The following is an 18967-nucleotide window of genomic DNA, read 5'->3' as shown; positions in this document are numbered from 1 at the left end:
ACGCTGGTCAACGCAAGCCACGAGCACGGAGGTTACGATGGAGCCACCGATGCAGGAAGCCGCGATGATCGCCGACGGAATCGTTCGGCCGTTTGCGTAGCGGCGTTTAGCAACACGAGCGGCGTGCCGGCGCGGGCCTCAGGGGCAGCATCAGTCAGGCAATGCCCCGCCTTGGCTCGCCCCGGCGATGCTTCGAGCTTGCGGATCGTAGCGTGTACGCGCCTCCGTCGGCGCTGTCTCGTTTCGCTTCCTTGGCGCTGGTGATCGGACTTTGCCCGCTGCCGCGTTTCGTTTCTGTGTCTAGTCCACGTCCTCGATCTGCTCAGGTCCGCCCCCAAATGCCTTCTGCGCAAGCGCTGCGGCCATGAACTGATCGAGATCGCCGTCAAGCACCCCGGCGGTATCGGATGTGGATACGCCGGTCCGCAGGTCCTTCACCATCTGATAGGGCTGCAGCACGTAGGACCGGATCTGGTGGCCCCAGCCGATATCGGTCTTGGCCGCGTTTGCCGCGGCAGCTTTCTCTTCCCGCCGCTTCAGTTCGGCTTCGTACAGCTTCGCACGCAACATGTCCCAGGCCTGGGCGCGATTGCGGTGCTGCGAGCGGTCATTCTGACAGAACACGACGATCCCGGTCGGAACATGCGTCAGGCGGATTGCCGATTCCGTCTTGTTCACGTGCTGACCCCCCGCGCCCTGCGCGCGCATGGTGTCGGTGCGGACGTCGGCTTCGTTGACGTCGATGACAATGCGATCGTCGATCACAGGATAGACATTCACGCTCGCGAAGGATGTATGCCGCCGCGCGTTCGAATCGAAGGGTGAGATGCGCACCAGCCGGTGCACGCCATTTTCTGATTTCAGCCAGCCATAGGCGTTGCGGCCGGTAATCTTCACTGTCGCCGACTTGATCCCCGCCTCTTCGCCAGGCGATTCTTCGAGATACTCGACCTTGTAGTCATGCTGCTCCGCCCAGCGTACGAACATGCGCAGCAGCATCTGCGCCCAGTCCTGGCTCTCGGTGCCGCCCGCGCCGGCATGGACTTCAAGAAACGTGTCGAACGAATCGGCTTCACCCGCCAGCAAGGCCTCGAGCTCGCGGCGCGCGGCCTCCGCCTTCAGTTTCGCAAGAGCCTGCTCGGCTTCGACAATGACCGTCTGGTCCTTCTCGGCCTCGCCGAGTTCGATCATGCCGACCTGATCTTCGAGTTCCTGCTCGATCCGCCCGATCGCCTTGAGCTGATCGTCGAGCGCGTTGCGCTCCTGCATGACCCTGGATGCGCGCTGCGGATCGTTCCAGAGTGCGGGATCTTCGGAAAGCTGATTCAGTTCGGCGAGCCGGGCATTGGACGCATCGAAGTCAAAGATGCCTCCTCAGCAGCCCGACCGACCGCTTGATGTCCTCGACAACGCTTTCAGTTTCTGCGCGCATGATTTTGACCAGGGAGAGTGACGGCGCATTTACCCGGTGACCGGCTGCCACGCAACCGGTCACGGACGGGATGGACGCGGATTTGTCAGCCGCGGATCAATGCAATCCACCAAGGCCCGGCCGGAACAGCCGTTCGAACGGGTTCATCGATTGCGGAGGCGGGCTTGCCACCGGCGCCGGACTGCCGCCGCCGTGATCGGACGTATGGCCACCGCCGCCGTCGGAATAGCCGACAACCGAGTAGGAATCCGGCGGCGCCGTACCCGGCTTGAAGGCCTCGAGAATCACCCGGTCGGAGCCTGGTCCCGCCCGCATGCCGCTTTTCGGATCGATGCGGATCAGCTTGATGCCCGCAGGCACCCGGAACGGAACCGCAGGCTTGTCGGCGAGCGCCGCTTTCAGGAAATCGCGCACGACCGGTGCCGCCATCCCGCCACCGGTGGACCCGCGGCCCATGGAGCGTGGCTTGTCGAAGCCGAAATACACGCCGACCGCGAGATCGGGCGAGAAACCCACAAACCAGGCATCCTTCTCGTCGTTGGTGGTCCCGGTCTTGCCGGCGACCGGCTTGCCAACCTCGCGAATGGTGGTCGCCGTGCCGCGCTGGACGACGCCCTCCATCATCGAAGTGATCTGATAGGCGGTCATCGGATCGATGACCTGCTCGCGCCTGTCGATCAGGGTCGGTTCGGGCTGGTTGGCCCAGCGGTCGGCGTCGCAGCCACGGCATTCGCGCTGATCGTGCTTGTAGATGGTGTGCCCGTAGCGATCCTGGATGCGATCGATAAGCGTCGGCTTGATGCGGCGTCCGCCATTGGCGAACATCGAATAGGCGGCCGTCATGCGCAGCGTTGTCGTTTCGCCGGCGCCGAGCGCGAAGGAGAGATAGGGCGGCAGGTCGTCATAGACGCCGAAACGCTTGGCGTATTCGGCGATGAGCGGCATGCCGACATCCTGCGCGAGGCGCACCGTCATCACGTTGCGGGAAAACTCGATGCCGAACCGCAAGGTCTGCGGGCCGTAGAACTTGCCGGCCGAATAGTTCTGCGGCGTCCAAACTCCTGCGCCGGGCCCCTGGTCGATCGAGATCGGGGAATCCATGACCACCGTCGACGGCGTGTAGCCGTTGTCGAGAGCGGCGGCGTAAACGAACGGCTTGAACGAAGAACCCGGCTGCCGCAGCGCCTGCGTTGCGCGGTTGAACTGGCTCTGATCGAACGAGAAGCCGCCGACCATCGCAAGCACGCGGCCCGTCCACGGATCCATCACCGTGATGGCGCCGGAAATTTCAGGAATCTGGCGCAGGCGATACTGGACCTCCTGCCCGTCCTTGGCTTCACCCAGCGGCTCGACATAGATCACGTCCCCGGCTTCGAGCACCTGACTGACCTTGGCGGGGGCACGGCCACGCTGCGGTCCGGCCGCGGCCTTCGCCCATTTGACGCCCTCGATCGGGATGATGCCCACGCGCCGCTCGCGCACCACCGCACCACCAGGCTCGCGCGTCGGCTGAAAGCCGATGCGCGCCGACTGGTCGGAGGTTTCCAGCACCACCGCGAGATTCCAGCCGATGTCCGACAGCGCCTTCACCTCGGCAAGCTTGACGCCCCAGTCGCCCGAAACGTCGATCTTCTGGAGGGCGCCGCGATAGCCGTGGTTTTCGTCATAACGGATCATGCCGGCGATCAGCGACTTGCGGGCGAGTTGCTGCAGCTTCGGGTCGAGCGTCGTACGCACCGACAGGCCGCCCTCGTAGAGCTTCTTCTCGCCGTAACGGTCATAGATTTCGCGGCGCACTTCCTCGGCGAAATATTCGCCGGCGAAGATATGCGATCCGGTCGTGCGCGCGGTGACGGCGAGCGGGGCCTTCTTTGCGGCGTCGCCATCCTCGGACTTGACATAGCCATTCTCCACCATGCGGTCGATGACGTAATTGCGTCGCTCGATCGCACGTTCGCGCTGGCGGAACGGATGCAGCGTCGACGGCGCCTTCGGCAGCGCGGCCAGATACGCCGCCTCCGCGATCGTCAGTTCATGAACCGACTTGTCGAAATAGAGAAGCGAAGCGGCTGCAATCCCGTATGCCGAGAAGCCGAGGTAGATTTCGTTGAGATACAGTTCGAGAATCTTGTCCTTGGTATAGGCGCGCTCGATCTTCATCGCGAGCAGCGCTTCCGTGATCTTGCGCGTGAATGACACCTCGTTGGTCAAGAGGAAATTCTTCGCCACCTGCTGCGTGATCGTGGAGGCGCCCTGGGGGCGGCGGCCGGTGCCGTAATTCTGCGCGAACAGGATGCCGGCGCGCGCCATGCCCTGAAAATCAAGCCCGCCATGCTCGTAGAAATTCTTGTCCTCGGCCGAGAGGAAGGCGTGGATCACCCGCTTCGGCACCGCCTGGATCGGCAGATAGAGCCGCCGCTCGCGCGCATATTCGGCGACCAGCGATCCGTCGCTGGCATGCACCCGCGTCATCACCGGCGGCTCGTAATCCTGCAGCTGCGAATAGTCCGGCAGGTCCTTCGAGTAATGCCACATCAGGCCCGCGACACCGGCGACACCCACCAGGAACAGGATGGTTCCGACCGCGAACAGAAAGCCGAAAAAGCGCAGCATCAGTCTCATGATCGTTCAACCATTGGTGCGAATCGAACCCGCACGGCACAGGCCGGCGGGGGCGCGCTGAAAGACATATCGATCATATCGGAATTTTCGTTGATTTTACAGCGGCACGCGACCGCTAGATGGGGCGCTTTTATGTTAAAATTCGGGCCTGCCGGGTTACCGCCGGCCGGCGGACGCCCCGGCGCCCGCAATCCGGGTGCGGAAGAACTGGTCGACGGCCTGCACCATGGTACCCGCCGCCCTGGCCCGCCAGGTTTCGGAGGTCAGAAGCCGCAGGTCCTGCCGGTTGGTCATGTAGCCCAGCTCGATCAGCACCGAGGGCACGTCCGGCGCCTTCAGAACCACGAAACCCGCCGATTTCAGCGGCTTCTTGTGCAGCCGCACCGCATTCTTCATCTCCCCGACCAGAAGACGGGCAAAGGCGTGGGAGAAGGTCTTGGTCTCGCGATGGGCAAGATCGAACAGGATGTCGGCGACGTCGTCCGGCTCCTTGGTGAGGTCGATCCCGGCGATCACGTCGGAGCGGTTCTCGGCCTCGGCAAGCTTGGCGGCTTCGGCGTCGGAAGCGGTCTCCGACAGCGTGTAGACGGTCGCGCCCTGGGTATCGCCCTCGGATTTCGGCAGCGCATCGGCATGCACCGAGATGAAGAGCTGCGCCTGGCGGTGGCGGGCGAATTTCACGCGCTCGGCAAGCGGGATGAAACTGTCATCGGTGCGCGTCATCACCACCCGGTAGCGGCCGCTTTTCTCGAGCTGATCGCGCAGCGTCAGCGAGAAATCGAGCACCACGTTCTTTTCCATGACGTCGCCGCCGCCGACCTTGGTGCCGGTATCCGGGCCGCCATGGCCGGGATCGATCACGACCAGCGGCCGCGGATCGCCCTGCCGGTCCTGCGGCCGGGACGCGGTCGCGCCTGCATTGCTCCCGCGCAGGGCGGTGCGGTCGAGCGCCAGATGCCGCAGGAACGCCTCGCGATCGGTGGCGGACAGATCGAGCACCAGCCGCGCCGGTTCCCCGCCGCGGGCCTGCAGCACCACCGCCTTCTCGATGCGGACCGGCCTGCTCACGTCAATCACCAGGCGAGATCCGCCCGCCATCACCAGCCCGTAGCGATAGGCCTTGACCAGCCCGCGTCCGCTCTCCCCGGCGTGCGGCGGCAACTGGAACACGGTCTGGGGAATGTCGACCACCACGCGGTACGGATCGGCGAGCGTAAAGGCCCGCACGCCGATATTGGCGGTCAGGTCCATGATCAGGCGCGTCTGCTGGTCGTCGCCGGCCACCCGGATATCGGTCGCGACCGGGAGCGCCGCGGTCGCGCGGCCTTGGGCCAGCGCGGACGAAGGCCCGCACAGCATCAGCGCAGCGGCAGTAATGCAACCAATCCGCCAGCGGCCGGCCACTGAGTCGCCCTCCCCGCCTGATCCTTAGCCTTTACGGAGTGGCGAGTTAACGACTTGTTAAGGCCGGCGGAGCCGTTCGCCCGGCGGTGTTGCGCCCGGGCGACGGCGGAGCCTTGGGCTTTTCAGCCGGTTCGCGACCGGTCTCGTGCCGCTCGTGTCATCTGGCTGGCACAGAAGATGTATGGAACAGGCCTGCGACCGTGCGATGCATCGCCCCTGCGTGCTAGGCAAACGCGCAGCCGCCTGCGCGGCGCCGGTCGTTCCGGCGACCGCCGCACCGTCGAAACCCTTCGCACCGAAAGGACCAGCCCATGAGCAAAGTCACCACAAAGGACGGGGTCGACATCTTCTACAAGGACTGGGGGCCGAAAACCGCGCAGCCGATCGTGTTTCATCACGGCTGGCCGCTGACGTCCGACGACTGGGACACGCAGATGCTGTTCTTCGTGCACAACGGCTATCGCGTCGTCGCGCATGACCGCCGCGGCCATGGCCGGTCGTCACAGGTCAGCGACGGCCACGACATGGATCATTATGCCGCCGACGCGTCCGCGGTGTTCGAGCATCTCGACCTGAAGAATGCGGTGCATATGGGACATTCGACCGGCGGCGGCGAGGCCGCCCGCTATGTCGCGCGCCACGGGCAGCCGCAGGGCCGCGTCGCCAAGCTGGTTCTGATCGGTGCGGTGCCGCCGATCATGGTCAAGACGCCGGACAATCCCGGCGGTCTGCCGATCGCGGTGTTCGACGGATTGCGCAAGCAGCTCGCCGACAACCGCTCGCAATTCTATCGTGATCTCCCGAGCGGCCCGTTCTACGGGTTCAACCGGCCGGGCGCGAAAGTCTCGGAGGCGGTGATCCAGAACTGGTGGCGGCAGGGAATGGCCGGCGGCGCGAAGGCGCATTACGACGGCATCAAGGCGTTTTCCGAGACCGACTTCACCGAGGACCTCAAGGCCATCGACGTGCCGACGCTGGTGATGCATGGCGACGACGACCAGATCGTGCCGATCGCCGATTCCGCGCTTCTGTCGGCGAAGCTGCTGAAGAACGGCACGCTCAAAATCTATGAAACCTTCCCGCACGGCATGTGCACGACGCATGCCGATGTGGTGAATCCGGACCTGCTCGCCTTCGTCAAAGGCTGACGCATCGCGATCGCCCGCCGCTGCGTGGTAGGTCGCGCAGCGGCGCGCTCGTCCGCGACATTCGCTGCATGAAGTCGCCCGCCTCGCCAAGTCGCGCCGACTGAGCGGCACGCGCCGGCCCGGCACAACCTTTAACCTTGTCCTCAAACAAACTGCGCCGTCCTGCCCGCGCCGCCGGGCCGGCGCTGGACATTCCGGGCGCTCTCCCCACGTCCGACGCAAGCAAGAACCGATCTCGCCATGACCCTGTTCGGACGAAAATCCAGAAAGCCGCGGCAAAAGGTGAACCGCTCGGCCTGGCTTGCCGGCGATTCCGACTTTGCCCTGCGGCCCTGCACCATCATCGACATGTCGAGCGAGGGCGCGAAACTCCGGACCGAGGACGTGGCGCGTCTGCCGAAACAGTTTCGCCTGACATTCTCGCGCTCGACTCGCGACGGGAAGCGCTGTGACCTGCGCTGGCGGCGGGGACAGATCTTCGGGGTGAAATTCGTCCCGTGATCGCCCCGCCTTGCGCCGCGGCGCGGGCCCACCCCCTACTCCACCTTGATTCCGAACTTGTCGGCCAGGCTCTTGTAGAGCGCGTTGTCAGCGGCATAGGCCCTGGCGAAGGCGTCCGCCGGCAGCGCCGTCGCGGTCAGCCCCTGACTCAGCATGAGCTGCTGAATCTCGGGCGCCGCCAGCGCGGCGTTGATCTCCTCGTTGAGCCGCCCGACGATCGCAGGCGGGGTCCCCTTCACGGTCGCGACGCCAAACCACTGGCTGAGATCGACCCCATCGAAGCCGAGTTCGGCGAGCGTCGGCACATCGGGAATCGTCGGAAAACGCGTGGTGGTGGTCACCGCATAGCCGCGCAGCTTGCCGGCCTTGATATGCGGGGCCAGCGGGCCGACGCCGGACACTGCCAGCTGGATGACGCCGCCGAGGACATCCTTGGTCACCTGCGCGCCGCCGCGATATGGCACATGCGCGATTTTGGTGCCGGCCTTGTCGTTGAACAATTCGCCCGCGATGTGCTGGGAGGAACCGTTGCCGGAGGAACCGAAATTGAATTTCGACGGTTCGGCTTTGGCGCGCGCGATGAACGCTTTCAGATCGGGAATGTCGGCGCTCGCCGGCCCGGCCAGCAGCATCGGGCCCGTGCCGAGCAGCGCCACGGACTCAAGGTCGGGCCCGACCGCCGGCGTCGGGCGCCCATACAGGATCGGACCCGGAATGGTGATCAGCGTATAGCCGTCGGGCTGCGCCGATGTCACCGCATTCAGCGCGATGGTGCCGACGCCGCCGGTGCGGTTCTCGATCACGATGGTCTGACCGATCTTTTTCGAGACGCGGTCGGCGACCGCGCGCGTGATGGTATCGGCGGCGCCTCCCGGGGCAAAACCGATCAGCCACGTGATCGGCCGGGCCTTCGGCCAGTCGGAGCCTTGCGCCGATGCCTGCGGCGCGCCGAACATCACGGCGAACACCGCAAGCAGCATGGCGGTCTTCAGCGATTGCAAGGACATCGATTCACCCTCCCTGTTATCCCGGCTCGTTCGCTGCGCAGAGCAGCTTGCCGATGATTGGAAACACGGCGATTTGCTCGCTCTTGTTCAACGCCTGCATCAGCGCGCGCTGGCGCGCCTGCATATGGGGAATGGTCTTGTGGTAGACCGCGCGTCCTTTCGCGGTGAGCGCGACCAGGCTCGACCTTCGGTCGTTCGCATCGGTCACGATCGAGATCAGTCCGCGCATCTTCAGGCCGGCAAGGATGCGGCTCAGAAGACCTTTGTCGATCGCCGAAATCTGCCCGATCTTCGTTGCATTGAGGGTAGCGCCGGTGCCGAGCAGCGCGATCACCCGCCATTCCGGAAGCCGCAGACCGGATGCGCGTTCGAGAATGACGGAGGCTTGCCGGTTGAGGGCGCTATGCAGCGCATGCAGCCGATAGGTCAGGAACTGCTCGACCGGCAGCCCGGCTCCGTCTTCCAGTTTGACCTCAGCGAGACGTGACATCGCGCAATCCCCGCTCCGCGCCGGATTATGCACCGTCGCGGATTGCTTGACAAGTCAACGAAACCGTCGCCACATTTCCGTCTGCGACAGCGGAGACCGACATGGGCGTGGGCATGGGCTTGGGCGCGAGGCGGCCGAATATTGTTCTGATCACCTCCGATCAGCAGCGTGGCGACTGCTTCGGCTTCGAGGGCCGCAAGGTGAAGACGCCGCATCTCGATGCGCTGGCACGCGACGGCACGCGGTTTTCGGCCTGTATCTGTCCAAGCGTGGTGTGTCAGCCGGCGCGCGCCTCGATCCTCACCGGACAATTGCCGCTTACCCACGGCGTGCACGACAACGGGATCGATCTGTCACCCGAGGTCGGCGAAAGAGGCTTTGCCGGTTCGCTAGCGCACGCGGGTTACGACACCGCCTTCATCGGCAAGGCGCATTTTTCGACCTACCACACATTCAATCCGACCGGCACGCCGGAATGCATCGTCTCTTCGGCCAATTACGGAGCGGACTGGCACGGACCCTATATGGGCTTCCAGCATGTGGAGCTGATGCTGATCGGCCATAACTGGTTCCTGCCCGAGAAGCCGCCACGCGGACAGCATTACGAGCGCTGGTTCTATGCCGACGGTCACGGCGACGAGAAGAACACGCTGTATCGCGACAATGCCGGCAACACTGGCGACGCCGCGCAATGCTGGCATTCGCGCTTGCCGGTGGCCTGGCACAACACGACATGGACCGCCGATCGCGCCATCGACTGGCTCAAGCGCAAGCATGACGATCCGTTCTGTCTCTGGGTGTCGTTTCCCGATCCGCATCACCCGTTCGACTGCCCCGAGCCGTGGTCGCGGCTGCATCATCCCGACGAGGTCGATCTTCCGCGTTACCGCACGCGCAATCTCGACGACCGGCCTTGGTGGCATCGTGCGGCGCTCGAGAGCGAACCCGCCGGCGCGCCGGAACGCGCCGCCATCCGCAAGTCCTACAGCCGCATCGCGCCGCAGAGCGACCGGCAATTGCGCGAGATCATCGCCAATACCTACGGCATGGTCTCGCTGATCGATCACAATGTCGGCCGCATCCTGATCGCGCTCGACGAACTGGGACTCGCGGACGACACCATCGTCGTCTTTACTGCCGACCACGGCGACTGGCTCGGCGATCACGGCCTGATCCTGAAAGGACCAATGCCGTACGAAGGGCTGCTGCGCGTCGGACTGATCCTGCGCGGACCGGGCGTCCCGAACGGCAAGGTGATCGACGATCCGGTGTCCACGCTCGATCTCGGCGCGACCTTTGTCGATTATGCCGGCGCTTCAGCGCTGCAAACCCAGCACGGCGCGTCGCTCCGCCCGCTGGTCGAGGGCCATGGCGGTGCCCGCGTCTTCGCGCGCAGCGAATGGGAACTGCATCCCCAGCGCGCCGGCGTCGCACTCAGCCTCAGAACGGTGCGGACCAAAACCCACAAGCTCACGGTCGATCTGCGTTCGGGAGATGGCGAGCTCTACGATCTCGCAAGCGACCCTTACGAACGGCACAATCGCTTCGCCGATGCGGGTAGCGCCGCCTTGCGCGCGAGCCTGATGGACATGATCCTGTCGCGACCGAACGATGCCGGTCCGATCCGCGAACCTGTCGGCATGGCGTGAACTACGGCCTGACTTCGGCCTGAACTTCCGGAGGCGCAACAATGACCCCCGCCAACACGCTCGTGATCCTGTCGGACGAGCATCAGGCGCGCGCCATGGGCTGCGCCGGGCATCCGTTCGTCTCGACGCCGAATCTCGACCGGCTCGCCGCGCGCGGCACGATGTTCACCAATGCGGTAACGCCGAGCCCGATCTGCGTACCGGCGCGCGCCGCATTTGCCACCGGCCAATATGTCAACCGATGCCGCTATTGGGACAATTCGTTCGGCTATGATGGCCGGGTGCGCGGCTGGGGCCATGCCTTGCAAGAAGCCGGAATGCCGGTCGAGTCGATCGGAAAGCTGCATTACCGAAGCAGCAATCTGCCGACCGGATTCGATGTCGAGCATATTCCGATGCACCTGCATCAGGGCATCGGCATGGTCTGGGCCTCGATCCGCGATCCGCTGCCGGCGCGGCGCCCGGAAGGGAAGCGGATGCTCGGCAATTATATCGGCCCGGGAGAATCGGATTACACGCGCTACGATCACGCCATTGCCGATCGGGCCGTTGCCTGGCTGCACGACAGGACAAAAACAGCGCGCGAGCCCTGGTGCCTGTATGTCGGATTCGTCGCGCCGCATTTTCCGCTGGTCGCGCCGCCGCAATTCTTCGAACGATATCCGCTCGGCTCGCTTCCGGAGCCGAAGCTTCATCCGCGGACCGGCTACAGGCTTCATCCATGGCTCCAGGAGCACGAAGATTTCTGGAGCCACGAGGCGACACTGAAGGATGACATCGAACGCCGGACCGCCATCGCCGCCTATTACGGACTGGTCTCGTGGCTCGACCACAATGTCGGCCGCATCCTGACCGCGCTGGAGGATGCCGGCCTCACGGCTTCGACCCGCGTCATCTACGCGTCGGATCACGGCGACAATCTGGGCGCGCGCGGACAATGGGGAAAATCGAACCTGTACCGGGAATCGACCGACATCCCGCTCATTGTCGCGGGACCGGGGTTTGAGCGCGGACATTGCGAGACGCCGGTCAGCCTGCTCGATCTGTCGGTCACGCTCGTGGAGAGCGCAGGACTTGATGCCGCGAGCGTCCTTCCCGACGCCAGCGGCCGGTCCCTGCATGCCATCGCGGGACAACCCTACGATCCGGACCGGGCGGTGTTCAGCGAGTATCACGCCGTCGGATCGAACACGGCCGGCTACATGGTCCGCCGCGGCCGCTGGAAGTATCATTACTATGTGCGCCACGCGCCCGAACTGTTCGATCTCGATACCGATCCTGAAGAGACGACCAATCTCGCGGCCTCGCCCGAACACAGTGCGGTGCTCGCCCGGATGCATGACGCCCTGCTCGCGATCTGCGACCCCGAGGCTGTCGACCGCGAAGCCAAGCGCGATCAGGCCGCCTTGATCGAGCGGCTTGGCGGCGCGGACGCTGCGTTCGATCTCGGCCGCGCGGCGGCAAGCGGCACGCCTGCGCCCAATCCGGCTCTGTCGGTACGATGGCGCGATCCGCTCCGCCCGGACAACGCGTAGCCGCCGGTCATGCCGGCCCTTGCCCGTTGTCCGACGCCGCCGCTGCGCCGCAAGGGCCGCGGCGGGCAAGCGGGTCGTTTCCGTAAGATTGCAAGTACCCGCAACTTCGGCCGCGTCACCGCATTGGCGGGCATGGCGCTGTTCGGACGAAAATCACGGGCTCCCCGACACCGGGTCGAGAAAGAGGCCTGGCTGGTTCTCGACCGGAGCTTTGCCCTGCGCCCCTGCAAGGTCGTCGACCTGTCCGATACCGGTGCGCGCCTGTATGTCGGGCCGGGCGACCGGATCCCGAAGCATTTCAACCTGACATTCACCCGCTCGTCGCGCGAGGGGCCGCGTTGCGAATTGCGCTGGCAGCGCGGCCATTCCATCGGCGTCAAGTTCGTCGGGTGAGAGGCCGACTCTGATGCGGCGCGCCATTGTTTCGCTGCGCACCGCCGGCTGTCGTGTTCGCGCGCAACGTCCGCGACGCGTCACTTCCGCTTCGTCGCCTTGCGCTTTTTCGGCGCCGCCTTTCGCTTCTTGGCCTTGCGCTTCTTGGCCTTGCGCGTGCCCCTGGTTTCGTCCTGGCTGAGCACCGAAGCAGCCAGCTGCATGATGTCCTTCCGTGTCGCCTCCGCGCCCTTCAGGATGCGCGATGCCAGCCGTGACAGGGCGTTGCTCGATTGCTTGGCCATGATGTCTCCATGCGAGAAAGTGAGCCGCGTCCGGCACAAGATGGAACTCACCGGTCCCGCGCTGTGGAACTCGGCAGCGGCGAATAGGTTCCCGGCCGCGCGCCGGGCTTTGCGTCGCGACGCACGGCTCGTGCATCAAGGCCAAAAGAAAAGCCCCGGTGTTCATCGCACCGGGGCCGAAAAGCCGAAGCCTGGATGGCGATACGATCAGGCTTTCAGGCTGTCCGGGACCTTGCCGCCATTCTCCGCGAGCTTGGTCATGACCTGCTTGTGCAGCCAGATATTCATCTTGGCGGAATCGTTCATGTCGCCGGTATAGCCAAGCTCCTTGGCGAGCTCCTGTCGGTTTTTCAGACTCGAATCGAGGTCGAGCACCTTCATCAGGTCGACAATCGACTTCTTCCAGTCGAGTTTCTCTTTCTTCTTTGCAGCGTATTCGGACACGACCTTTTCGACGTCGACCTGCTGCATCGCAGTGCCGCCGCCCGCCGGCACCGCGGCCGACCCGGTACCCGCCGCGGTCGAACTCGACCCGAGGCCAATGGCCGACAAGATTTTCCCGAAAATGCTCATCTCATTCCTCCTGCTTGCACGTCGCCTACCGAACACGTGTTCTCATCGAGCAAGCGCTCCAGGGACGGCGGCAATGTAGTGCCAATTCTCGCCGATGTCGCCGCGGGGCAGCGCGGAATTTGTGTTCAACGCGATCGTGAAATCCGGATGACATGGCGGCGTCCGGTTGGGGGTATCTCAACACCATCGCCGCGGCGCGCGTTGCCAGCCACTGAAAAATATAACGAATCGAATGAGTTAACGCATGCATATCAGGCATCGCCGACGATTGCTCACTTGCTATCCGTTCATGTGCGGCTTAATAAGGTGATGCTTACGGTTTGCACCGTTCCGGGCGTGCCGCGTTCAGGCACCGGCACGTTCGCCACGAAGACAGCGCCGGCATGAGGGTCCGGACGCAGAGCTGGCGAACGTTGGGCATCACTCGACCCCCTGCCATGTGCAGGCGGCGGGCTGTCCGTCAGCCAGTGTCAGCGAGTTTGTGAGTCTTGGGATTCAGCGCAGGACAAAGGCGATTGGGTCGCAAGGACGGCTGGGGCAGGCGCCAGTACAAGAACAGGGCGCCATGTGAAAACGCAAGCGAAACAAGGAATTGCGGCCGCGCCAAGAGCAGCGGTCGCCCGCCACGGGTTTTGAAGTGATGGCGCAGGTGGAAGCCAGGGGCAGCTCTCCGACACGCGGATACGTCCGTGATCGCGAGATCGGCTCGCGCACGATCGCAAGACCCACTCATTCACGCACACCATTCCCCGGTTGCCCGCGCCGCGTTTCGACGCGCGAGCTCCGCCTGACGGACGCAGCGCCGCCCGGGGCCAAGAGAAGATTCGATGTCCAACAAAATGCTGATCGACGCGACCCATCCGGAAGAGACCCGGGTGGTCGTCCTGCGTGGCAATCGTGTCGAGGAATTCGACTTTGAGAGCGCAAGCCGCAAGCAGCTCCGCGGCAATATCTATCTGGCCAAGGTCACGCGCGTAGAGCCGTCGCTGCAGGCCGCCTTCGTCGATTACGGAGGAAACCGGCACGGCTTCCTCGCCTTTTCTGAAATTCATCCGGACTATTACCAGATCCCGGTCGCCGACCGTCAGGCGCTGCTCGACGACGAGCGGCGAGCCCAGCGCGACGAGGATGACAATGGCGGCGAGCAGCGCCGCGGCGGCCGTCGTGGCCGCCATCGGGGGCGTGGCGCCAGCCGCAATCGCAACCGCGACGTGGTCAAGAGCGAAACTGTCGACGCGCAACCGACCGACGGCGATGTGCCGCAAGCCGTGACCGAGGGGACCGGCGATTCACTTGCGCCCATCCCTTCCGAGCACGACCATCCCGTCGACGAGTCACATGGCGAAACCGCGGCTGGCGATGTCGCGGCAGCGGCACCGCTCGCCGAACCGGCGGCCCAATCCGACGCGGAGCAGACCGCTCCAGAGCAGGCCACTCCAGAGCAGGCCACTCCAGAGCAGACCGCTTCGGAGCAGACCGCATTGCCGGTCGAGGCCGAAGCGAGACCCGAACCCGCAGCGATGCCGGCCGAGAGCGCTGCGTCAGCGCCGGAGACCGCGGATTCCGACCGCGCCTCCCCCGATATCGTCGAGGAGATTGCCGAATCCGAGCCGCAGGATCTTGCGGCTCATTCCGACGCCGAGGGCGGCGAGCAGGCCGTCTCCGACGATTCGGATGACGACGAGTCCGACGATGACGACGATGGCGAGGAATCGGAAGAAGAGGAGGTCGTCGAATCGGTCGGCGGTGACGCCATCGAGGAGGTGATGGAGCGGGCGCCGCGCTATCGCCGTCATTACAAGATCCAGGAAGTCATCAAGCGCCGCCAGGTCATGCTGGTCCAGGTCGTGAAGGAAGAACGCGGCACCAAGGGCGCGGCGCTGACCACCTATCTGTCGCTCGCCGGCCGCTATTCGGTGCTGATGCCGAATACCGCACGCGGCGGCGGCATCTCCCGCAAGGTCACCAATGCGGAAGACCGCAGGAGCATGAAGGAGATCGCCGAGGAACTCGAAGTGCCTGAGGGCATGGGCGTGATCCTGCGCACCGCCGGTGCCTCGCGCACCAAGCTCGAGATCAAGCGCGACTTCGAATATCTGCTGAGGCTGTGGGAGACGGTGCGCGATCTCACGCTGAAATCGACCGCCCCCACTTTGGTCTACGAGGAAGGCTCGCTGGTGAAGCGGGCGATCCGCGACCTCTATCACAAGGACATCGAGGAGATCGTGGTCGAAGGCGAAGGCGCCTATCGCGAAGCGAAAGACTTCATGCGCATGCTGATGCCGAGCGCGGTGAAGAATGTGGTGTCCTATAGCGACGCCCAGCCGATCTTCACCCGCTATGGCATCGAGCCGCAGCTCGATGCCATGTTCCAGCCCACGGTGCAGCTGAAGTCCGGCGGGTATGTCGTGATCAACCAGACCGAGGCGCTGGTCGCAATCGACGTCAATTCCGGCCGCGCCACCCGCGAGCATTCGATCGAGGAGACCGCGACCAAGACCAACATCGAGGCCGCGGCCGAAATCGCCCGCCAGCTTCGACTGCGCGACCTCGCCGGCCTGATCGTGATCGACTTCATCGACATGGACGAAGGCCGCAACAACCGCGCGGTCGAGAGAAAGCTCAAGGAAGCATTGAAGAGCGACCGCGCCCGCATCCAGGTCGGCCGCATCTCGCATTTCGGGCTGATGGAAATGTCCCGCCAGCGCATCCGCTCGTCGGTGCTGGAAAGCTCGACCGAGGTCTGCCCGCATTGCGGCGGCACCGGACACGTCCGCGCCGTCTCCTCGGTCGCGCTCCAACTGGTGCGCGCCGTCGAGGAGACATTGCTGAAGGGCGCGACCCACAATCTGATCGTGCGCTCGCGTTCGGACGTCGCGATCTACGTTCTCAACCACAAGCGCGCGCATCTGCGCATGCTGGAGGAACGGTTCAAGATTTCGGTCGCGGTCAATGTCGATCCGAGCCTGACCGGTCATCCGTCCTTCGCCATCGATCGCGGAGAGCAGATCATGTCGATCGACCAGGCCAGAGCGATCGCCGCCACCATCCGGCCGGACACGATCCCGGCCTATGAGGGCGAATCGCCCGAAGACATGGGCGACGACGTGCTCGACGAGATCGAAGCCGAGGGCGAAGAGGTTTCGTCCGGCGAAGCCGCCGAGACCGGTGACGATGGCCGCGAACGCGGCGGTCGCCGGAAGCGCCGCCGCGGACGGCGAGGACGCGGCCGTGACGGCGAGCGCGAACATGTCGAAAGCCCTGATCTTGCCGCCGCCGAGCCGGGCGAGGAGGACAATGCGGAGACCGCCGACACCGAATCCGATGAGGGTGAAGGCGATGCCGAGACCGTCGCCGCCAACGGCGATGGCGACAAGCGCCGCAGGCGGCGCGGGCGCCGCGGCGGACGCCGCAACCGGCGCGGGCGCGAAGACGAGGGCGACGAGGCGCAAGCGCAGGACGGCGAGCCCGCCCGCGAGAGCAATGGCGTGGCCGCCAGCGATGACGACAGCGCGCAGGACGAGCCGCAACGGATCGTCGTGACCGAACAACCGGCGACCGAACCGGAGCCGGCCATCGCCGAACCCGCCAGGACCACGACCGCATCGCCCGAGCCCGCACCCGAACAAGCCGCAGTTCCCGAACCGACTGCGGAGCGGCCGACGCGGCGCAGGTCGACCGTGCGTGAGGCGCCACCGGCCTTCACCTCGATCGACGACCCCGCCTATGCGCCGCCGAGTCCTCCCCCGCCCGCTCCGGTTCAGTCCGCGCAGCCTGACGAGCCCGCGCAGGCGGAAGCCGCGGACAAACCGCGGCGCCTGGGCTGGTGGTCGCGGCGCGGCTGAGCGTCGCGCGGAGTGGACCATGAAAAGCGCGTGGGTGGAATCCGACGCGCGGGCTGTCGTCGCGCGGTACGAAGGCGACGCGATCCCGGCCGATATCGCATTGCGCGTCTACACGACACGCCTGCTGGGCCGCGATCCGAAACTCGTGCTGCATGGCGGCGGCAACACCTCGGTGAAGACGCGCATGCGCGATCTCAATGGCGAGGAGACCGGCGTTCTCTGCGTCAAGGGCTCGGGCTGGGACATGGGCCGTATCGAGCCCGCCGGGCTGCCCGCGGTTCGGCTCGACAACCTGCGCAAGTCCCGAACGCGCGAGTCGATGTCCGACGAGGAGATGGTGCGAATTCAGCGCGCCAACCTGATCGACCCGATGGCGCCGAATCCGTCGGTCGAGACGCTGCTGCACGCCTTCCTGCCGCACAGATTCGTCGACCATACCCATGCCACCGCGGTGCTTGGCCTGGTGGATCAGGAGAACAGCCGTGACCTGTGCGACGAGGTCTATGGCGCCCGCATGGGCTTCGTGCGCTACATCATGCCGGGCTTCGCGCTAGCGAAGGAAGCGGCCGATGTGTTCGACGCCGACCCGGATGTCGAAGGCCTGATCCTCGACAAGCACGGCCTGTTCACCTTCGGCGACACCGCGCGCCAAGCCTATGAGCGCATGATCGAGATGGTCACGCTCGCGGAAGCGCGGCTGGCGAAGAACCGCAAGGCGGTGTTCGTCAGCGCGCAATTGCCGCAAAGCGCCGGAGCGCTGGCGGAGATCGCGCCGATCCTGCGTGGCGCCGCCGCCCTCCCCGATCCGAAAATCGAAGGCGCCTGGAAGCGGCTCATTCTGGATTTCCGGGGCAGCGACGCGATCCTGAATTTCGTCGGCGGCGCCGAGGCCGCGCGCTACGCTACGGCCGGCGTGATTACGCCGGACCATACCATCCGCACCAAGAACTGGCCGATGATTGTCCCCGCTCCGGATGGCGGCAGGCTTGCGGATTTCCGGACCGGCGTCCGCGAAGCCGCGACCGCCTTCGCCGAACGCTATCTCGCCTATTTCGCGCGCAACAACGCCCGCGCCGGCGGAAACAGGAGCATGCTCGATCCGGCGCCGCGGGTCGTCCTCGTGCCCGGGCTCGGGCTGTTCGGATTGGGCCGCACCAAGAAGGACGCGCGCGTTGCAGCCGATCTGGCGGAAGCGGCAGTGGAGGCCATTACCGAAGCCGAAGCGATCGGCCGCTACTCGCCGATCGGCGAGGCCGACATGTTCGACGTGGAATACTGGTCGCTGGAACAGGCCAAGCTCGGCACGGCGAAGGAGCTGCCGCTGGCAGGACAGATCGCGGTTGTCACAGGGGCGGCCGGCGCCATCGGCTTTGCGACGGCGAAAGCGCTTGCTGCGGCCGGAGCGGAGGTCGCGCTGCTGGATATCGACGCCGACGCCGTCACCGGGAAAGCGAGGGCGATCGGCGGTACTGCGCTCGCGCTACCCTGCGACGTCACCGACGACGCGTCGGTGCGTGGGGCCTTCGACACAATCGCCGAGACTTTCGGCGGCGTCGACATCGTGGTGTCGAATGCCGGCGCCGCCTTTCAGGGAAAGATCGGCGCGGTCGACGATGCCACCCTGCGCGGAAGCTTCGAGCTGAATTTTTTTTCGCACCAGCGGGTCGCACGGAATGCGGTCCGCATCATGCTGGCGCAGGGCACCGGGGGCTGCCTGCTCTTCAACGCATCCAAACAGGCGATCAATCCGGGACCCGATTTCGGACCCTATGGCCTGCCGAAAGCGGCGACGTTGTTCCTCGCGCGTCAATATGCGCTCGACTACGGCGCAGACGGCATCCGGTCGAATGCGGTCAATGCCGACCGCATCCGTTCCGGCCTGCTGACCGACGACTTCATCGCCGAGCGGGCAAAGGCGCGGGGCGTGAGCGAGGCCGACTACATGGCCGGCAACCTGCTCAAACGGGAAGTCACCGCCGACGACGTGGCGCAGGCCTTCCTGCATCAGGCACTGGCGCTGAAGACCACCGCCGACGTGACCACCGTCGATGGCGGAAACATCGCCGCCGCGTTACGGTAACGTG

14 protein-coding genes are annotated in these 18967 nt (G+C 65.2%); 7 read left to right on the top strand and 7 right to left on the bottom strand.

Features of this window, described 5'->3' with window-relative positions; translation table 11 throughout:
- Nucleotides 1–300: 300 nt before the first annotated feature.
- The 3 genes from prfB to AB7F49_RS17935 form a co-directional block, all read right to left on the bottom strand.
- Nucleotides 301–1432 (bottom strand): peptide chain release factor 2 gene (gene prfB / locus AB7F49_RS17945; RefSeq protein ID WP_428524752.1). Its coding sequence is split into 2 segments (ribosomal slippage): nucleotides 301–1362 and nucleotides 1364–1432, totalling 1131 coding nucleotides; the frame shifts between segments, so codons are not numbered across the junction.
- A 96-nt stretch (nucleotides 1433–1528) separates the two neighbouring features.
- A complete protein-coding gene (locus AB7F49_RS17940; protein WP_428524750.1) occupies nucleotides 1529–4054 on the bottom strand; it encodes a penicillin-binding protein 1A in 2526 nt (841 codons plus the stop codon).
- Between the two features lie 156 nt (nucleotides 4055–4210).
- The gene (locus AB7F49_RS17935; RefSeq protein WP_428524770.1) at nucleotides 4211–5413 is read right to left on the bottom strand and encodes an N-acetylmuramoyl-L-alanine amidase; all 1203 of its coding nucleotides are present in this window, start codon (nucleotides 5411–5413) and stop codon (nucleotides 4211–4213) included.
- Between the two features lie 356 nt (nucleotides 5414–5769).
- On the opposite strand from AB7F49_RS17935, the gene AB7F49_RS17930 reads away from it, so the two are divergent.
- Together AB7F49_RS17930 and AB7F49_RS17925 are read left to right on the top strand one after the other, a co-directional pair.
- Nucleotides 5770–6606: an alpha/beta fold hydrolase gene (locus AB7F49_RS17930; RefSeq protein WP_428524748.1), complete on the top strand. Its 837-nt coding sequence runs from the start codon at nucleotides 5770–5772 to the stop codon at nucleotides 6604–6606.
- A 240-nt stretch (nucleotides 6607–6846) separates the two neighbouring features.
- On the top strand, nucleotides 6847–7107 hold the full coding sequence (locus AB7F49_RS17925) for a PilZ domain-containing protein (RefSeq protein WP_428524746.1): 261 nt from the start codon (nucleotides 6847–6849) through the stop codon (nucleotides 7105–7107).
- Between the two features lie 35 nt (nucleotides 7108–7142).
- Here AB7F49_RS17925 and AB7F49_RS17920 read toward each other — a convergent pair whose 3' ends face one another.
- Both AB7F49_RS17920 and AB7F49_RS17915 read right to left on the bottom strand, forming a co-directional pair.
- Complete coding sequence (locus AB7F49_RS17920; RefSeq protein WP_428524744.1) at nucleotides 7143–8114, bottom strand: Bug family tripartite tricarboxylate transporter substrate binding protein; 972 nt, start codon at nucleotides 8112–8114, stop codon at nucleotides 7143–7145.
- 16 nt (nucleotides 8115–8130) lie between these two features.
- A complete protein-coding gene (locus AB7F49_RS17915) occupies nucleotides 8131–8604 on the bottom strand; it encodes a MarR family winged helix-turn-helix transcriptional regulator (RefSeq protein ID WP_428524742.1) in 474 nt (157 codons plus the stop codon).
- A 101-nt stretch (nucleotides 8605–8705) separates the two neighbouring features.
- On the opposite strand from AB7F49_RS17915, the gene AB7F49_RS17910 reads away from it, so the two are divergent.
- From AB7F49_RS17910 to AB7F49_RS17900, 3 genes are all read left to right on the top strand, one after another.
- Complete coding sequence (locus AB7F49_RS17910; RefSeq protein ID WP_428524740.1) at nucleotides 8706–10253, top strand: sulfatase-like hydrolase/transferase; 1548 nt, start codon at nucleotides 8706–8708, stop codon at nucleotides 10251–10253.
- Between the two features lie 41 nt (nucleotides 10254–10294).
- A complete protein-coding gene (locus AB7F49_RS17905) occupies nucleotides 10295–11788 on the top strand; it encodes a sulfatase-like hydrolase/transferase (protein ID WP_428524738.1) in 1494 nt (497 codons plus the stop codon).
- 132 nt (nucleotides 11789–11920) lie between these two features.
- Entirely contained in the window at nucleotides 11921–12181 is a 261-nt protein-coding gene (locus AB7F49_RS17900) for a PilZ domain-containing protein (protein WP_428524736.1), read from the top strand.
- A gap of 80 nt (nucleotides 12182–12261) precedes the next feature.
- Here AB7F49_RS17900 and AB7F49_RS17895 read toward each other — a convergent pair whose 3' ends face one another.
- A complete protein-coding gene (locus tag AB7F49_RS17895) occupies nucleotides 12262–12465 on the bottom strand; it encodes a hypothetical protein (protein WP_428524734.1) in 204 nt (67 codons plus the stop codon).
- Between the two features lie 207 nt (nucleotides 12466–12672).
- Nucleotides 12673–13038, bottom strand: a complete 366-nt coding sequence (locus AB7F49_RS17890) for a DUF3597 domain-containing protein (RefSeq protein ID WP_428524733.1) — start codon at nucleotides 13036–13038, stop codon at nucleotides 12673–12675.
- A gap of 827 nt (nucleotides 13039–13865) precedes the next feature.
- Between AB7F49_RS17890 and AB7F49_RS17885 the strand changes: the two genes are divergently transcribed.
- On the top strand, nucleotides 13866–16883 hold the full coding sequence (locus tag AB7F49_RS17885; protein ID WP_428524731.1) for an Rne/Rng family ribonuclease: 3018 nt from the start codon (nucleotides 13866–13868) through the stop codon (nucleotides 16881–16883).
- Between the two features lie 19 nt (nucleotides 16884–16902).
- Entirely contained in the window at nucleotides 16903–18963 is a 2061-nt protein-coding gene (locus tag AB7F49_RS17880; RefSeq protein ID WP_428524729.1) for a bifunctional aldolase/short-chain dehydrogenase, read from the top strand.
- The last annotated feature ends 4 nt before the right edge of the window (nucleotides 18964–18967 follow it).

Origin of the sequence: Pseudorhodoplanes sp. (genome assembly GCF_050250235.1) — a bacterium.
Lineage (GTDB): Bacteria > Pseudomonadota > Alphaproteobacteria > Rhizobiales > Xanthobacteraceae > Pseudorhodoplanes.
The sequence above is the reverse complement of the archived record's forward strand: the minus strand, read 5'-3'. Positions and strand labels throughout refer to the sequence as shown.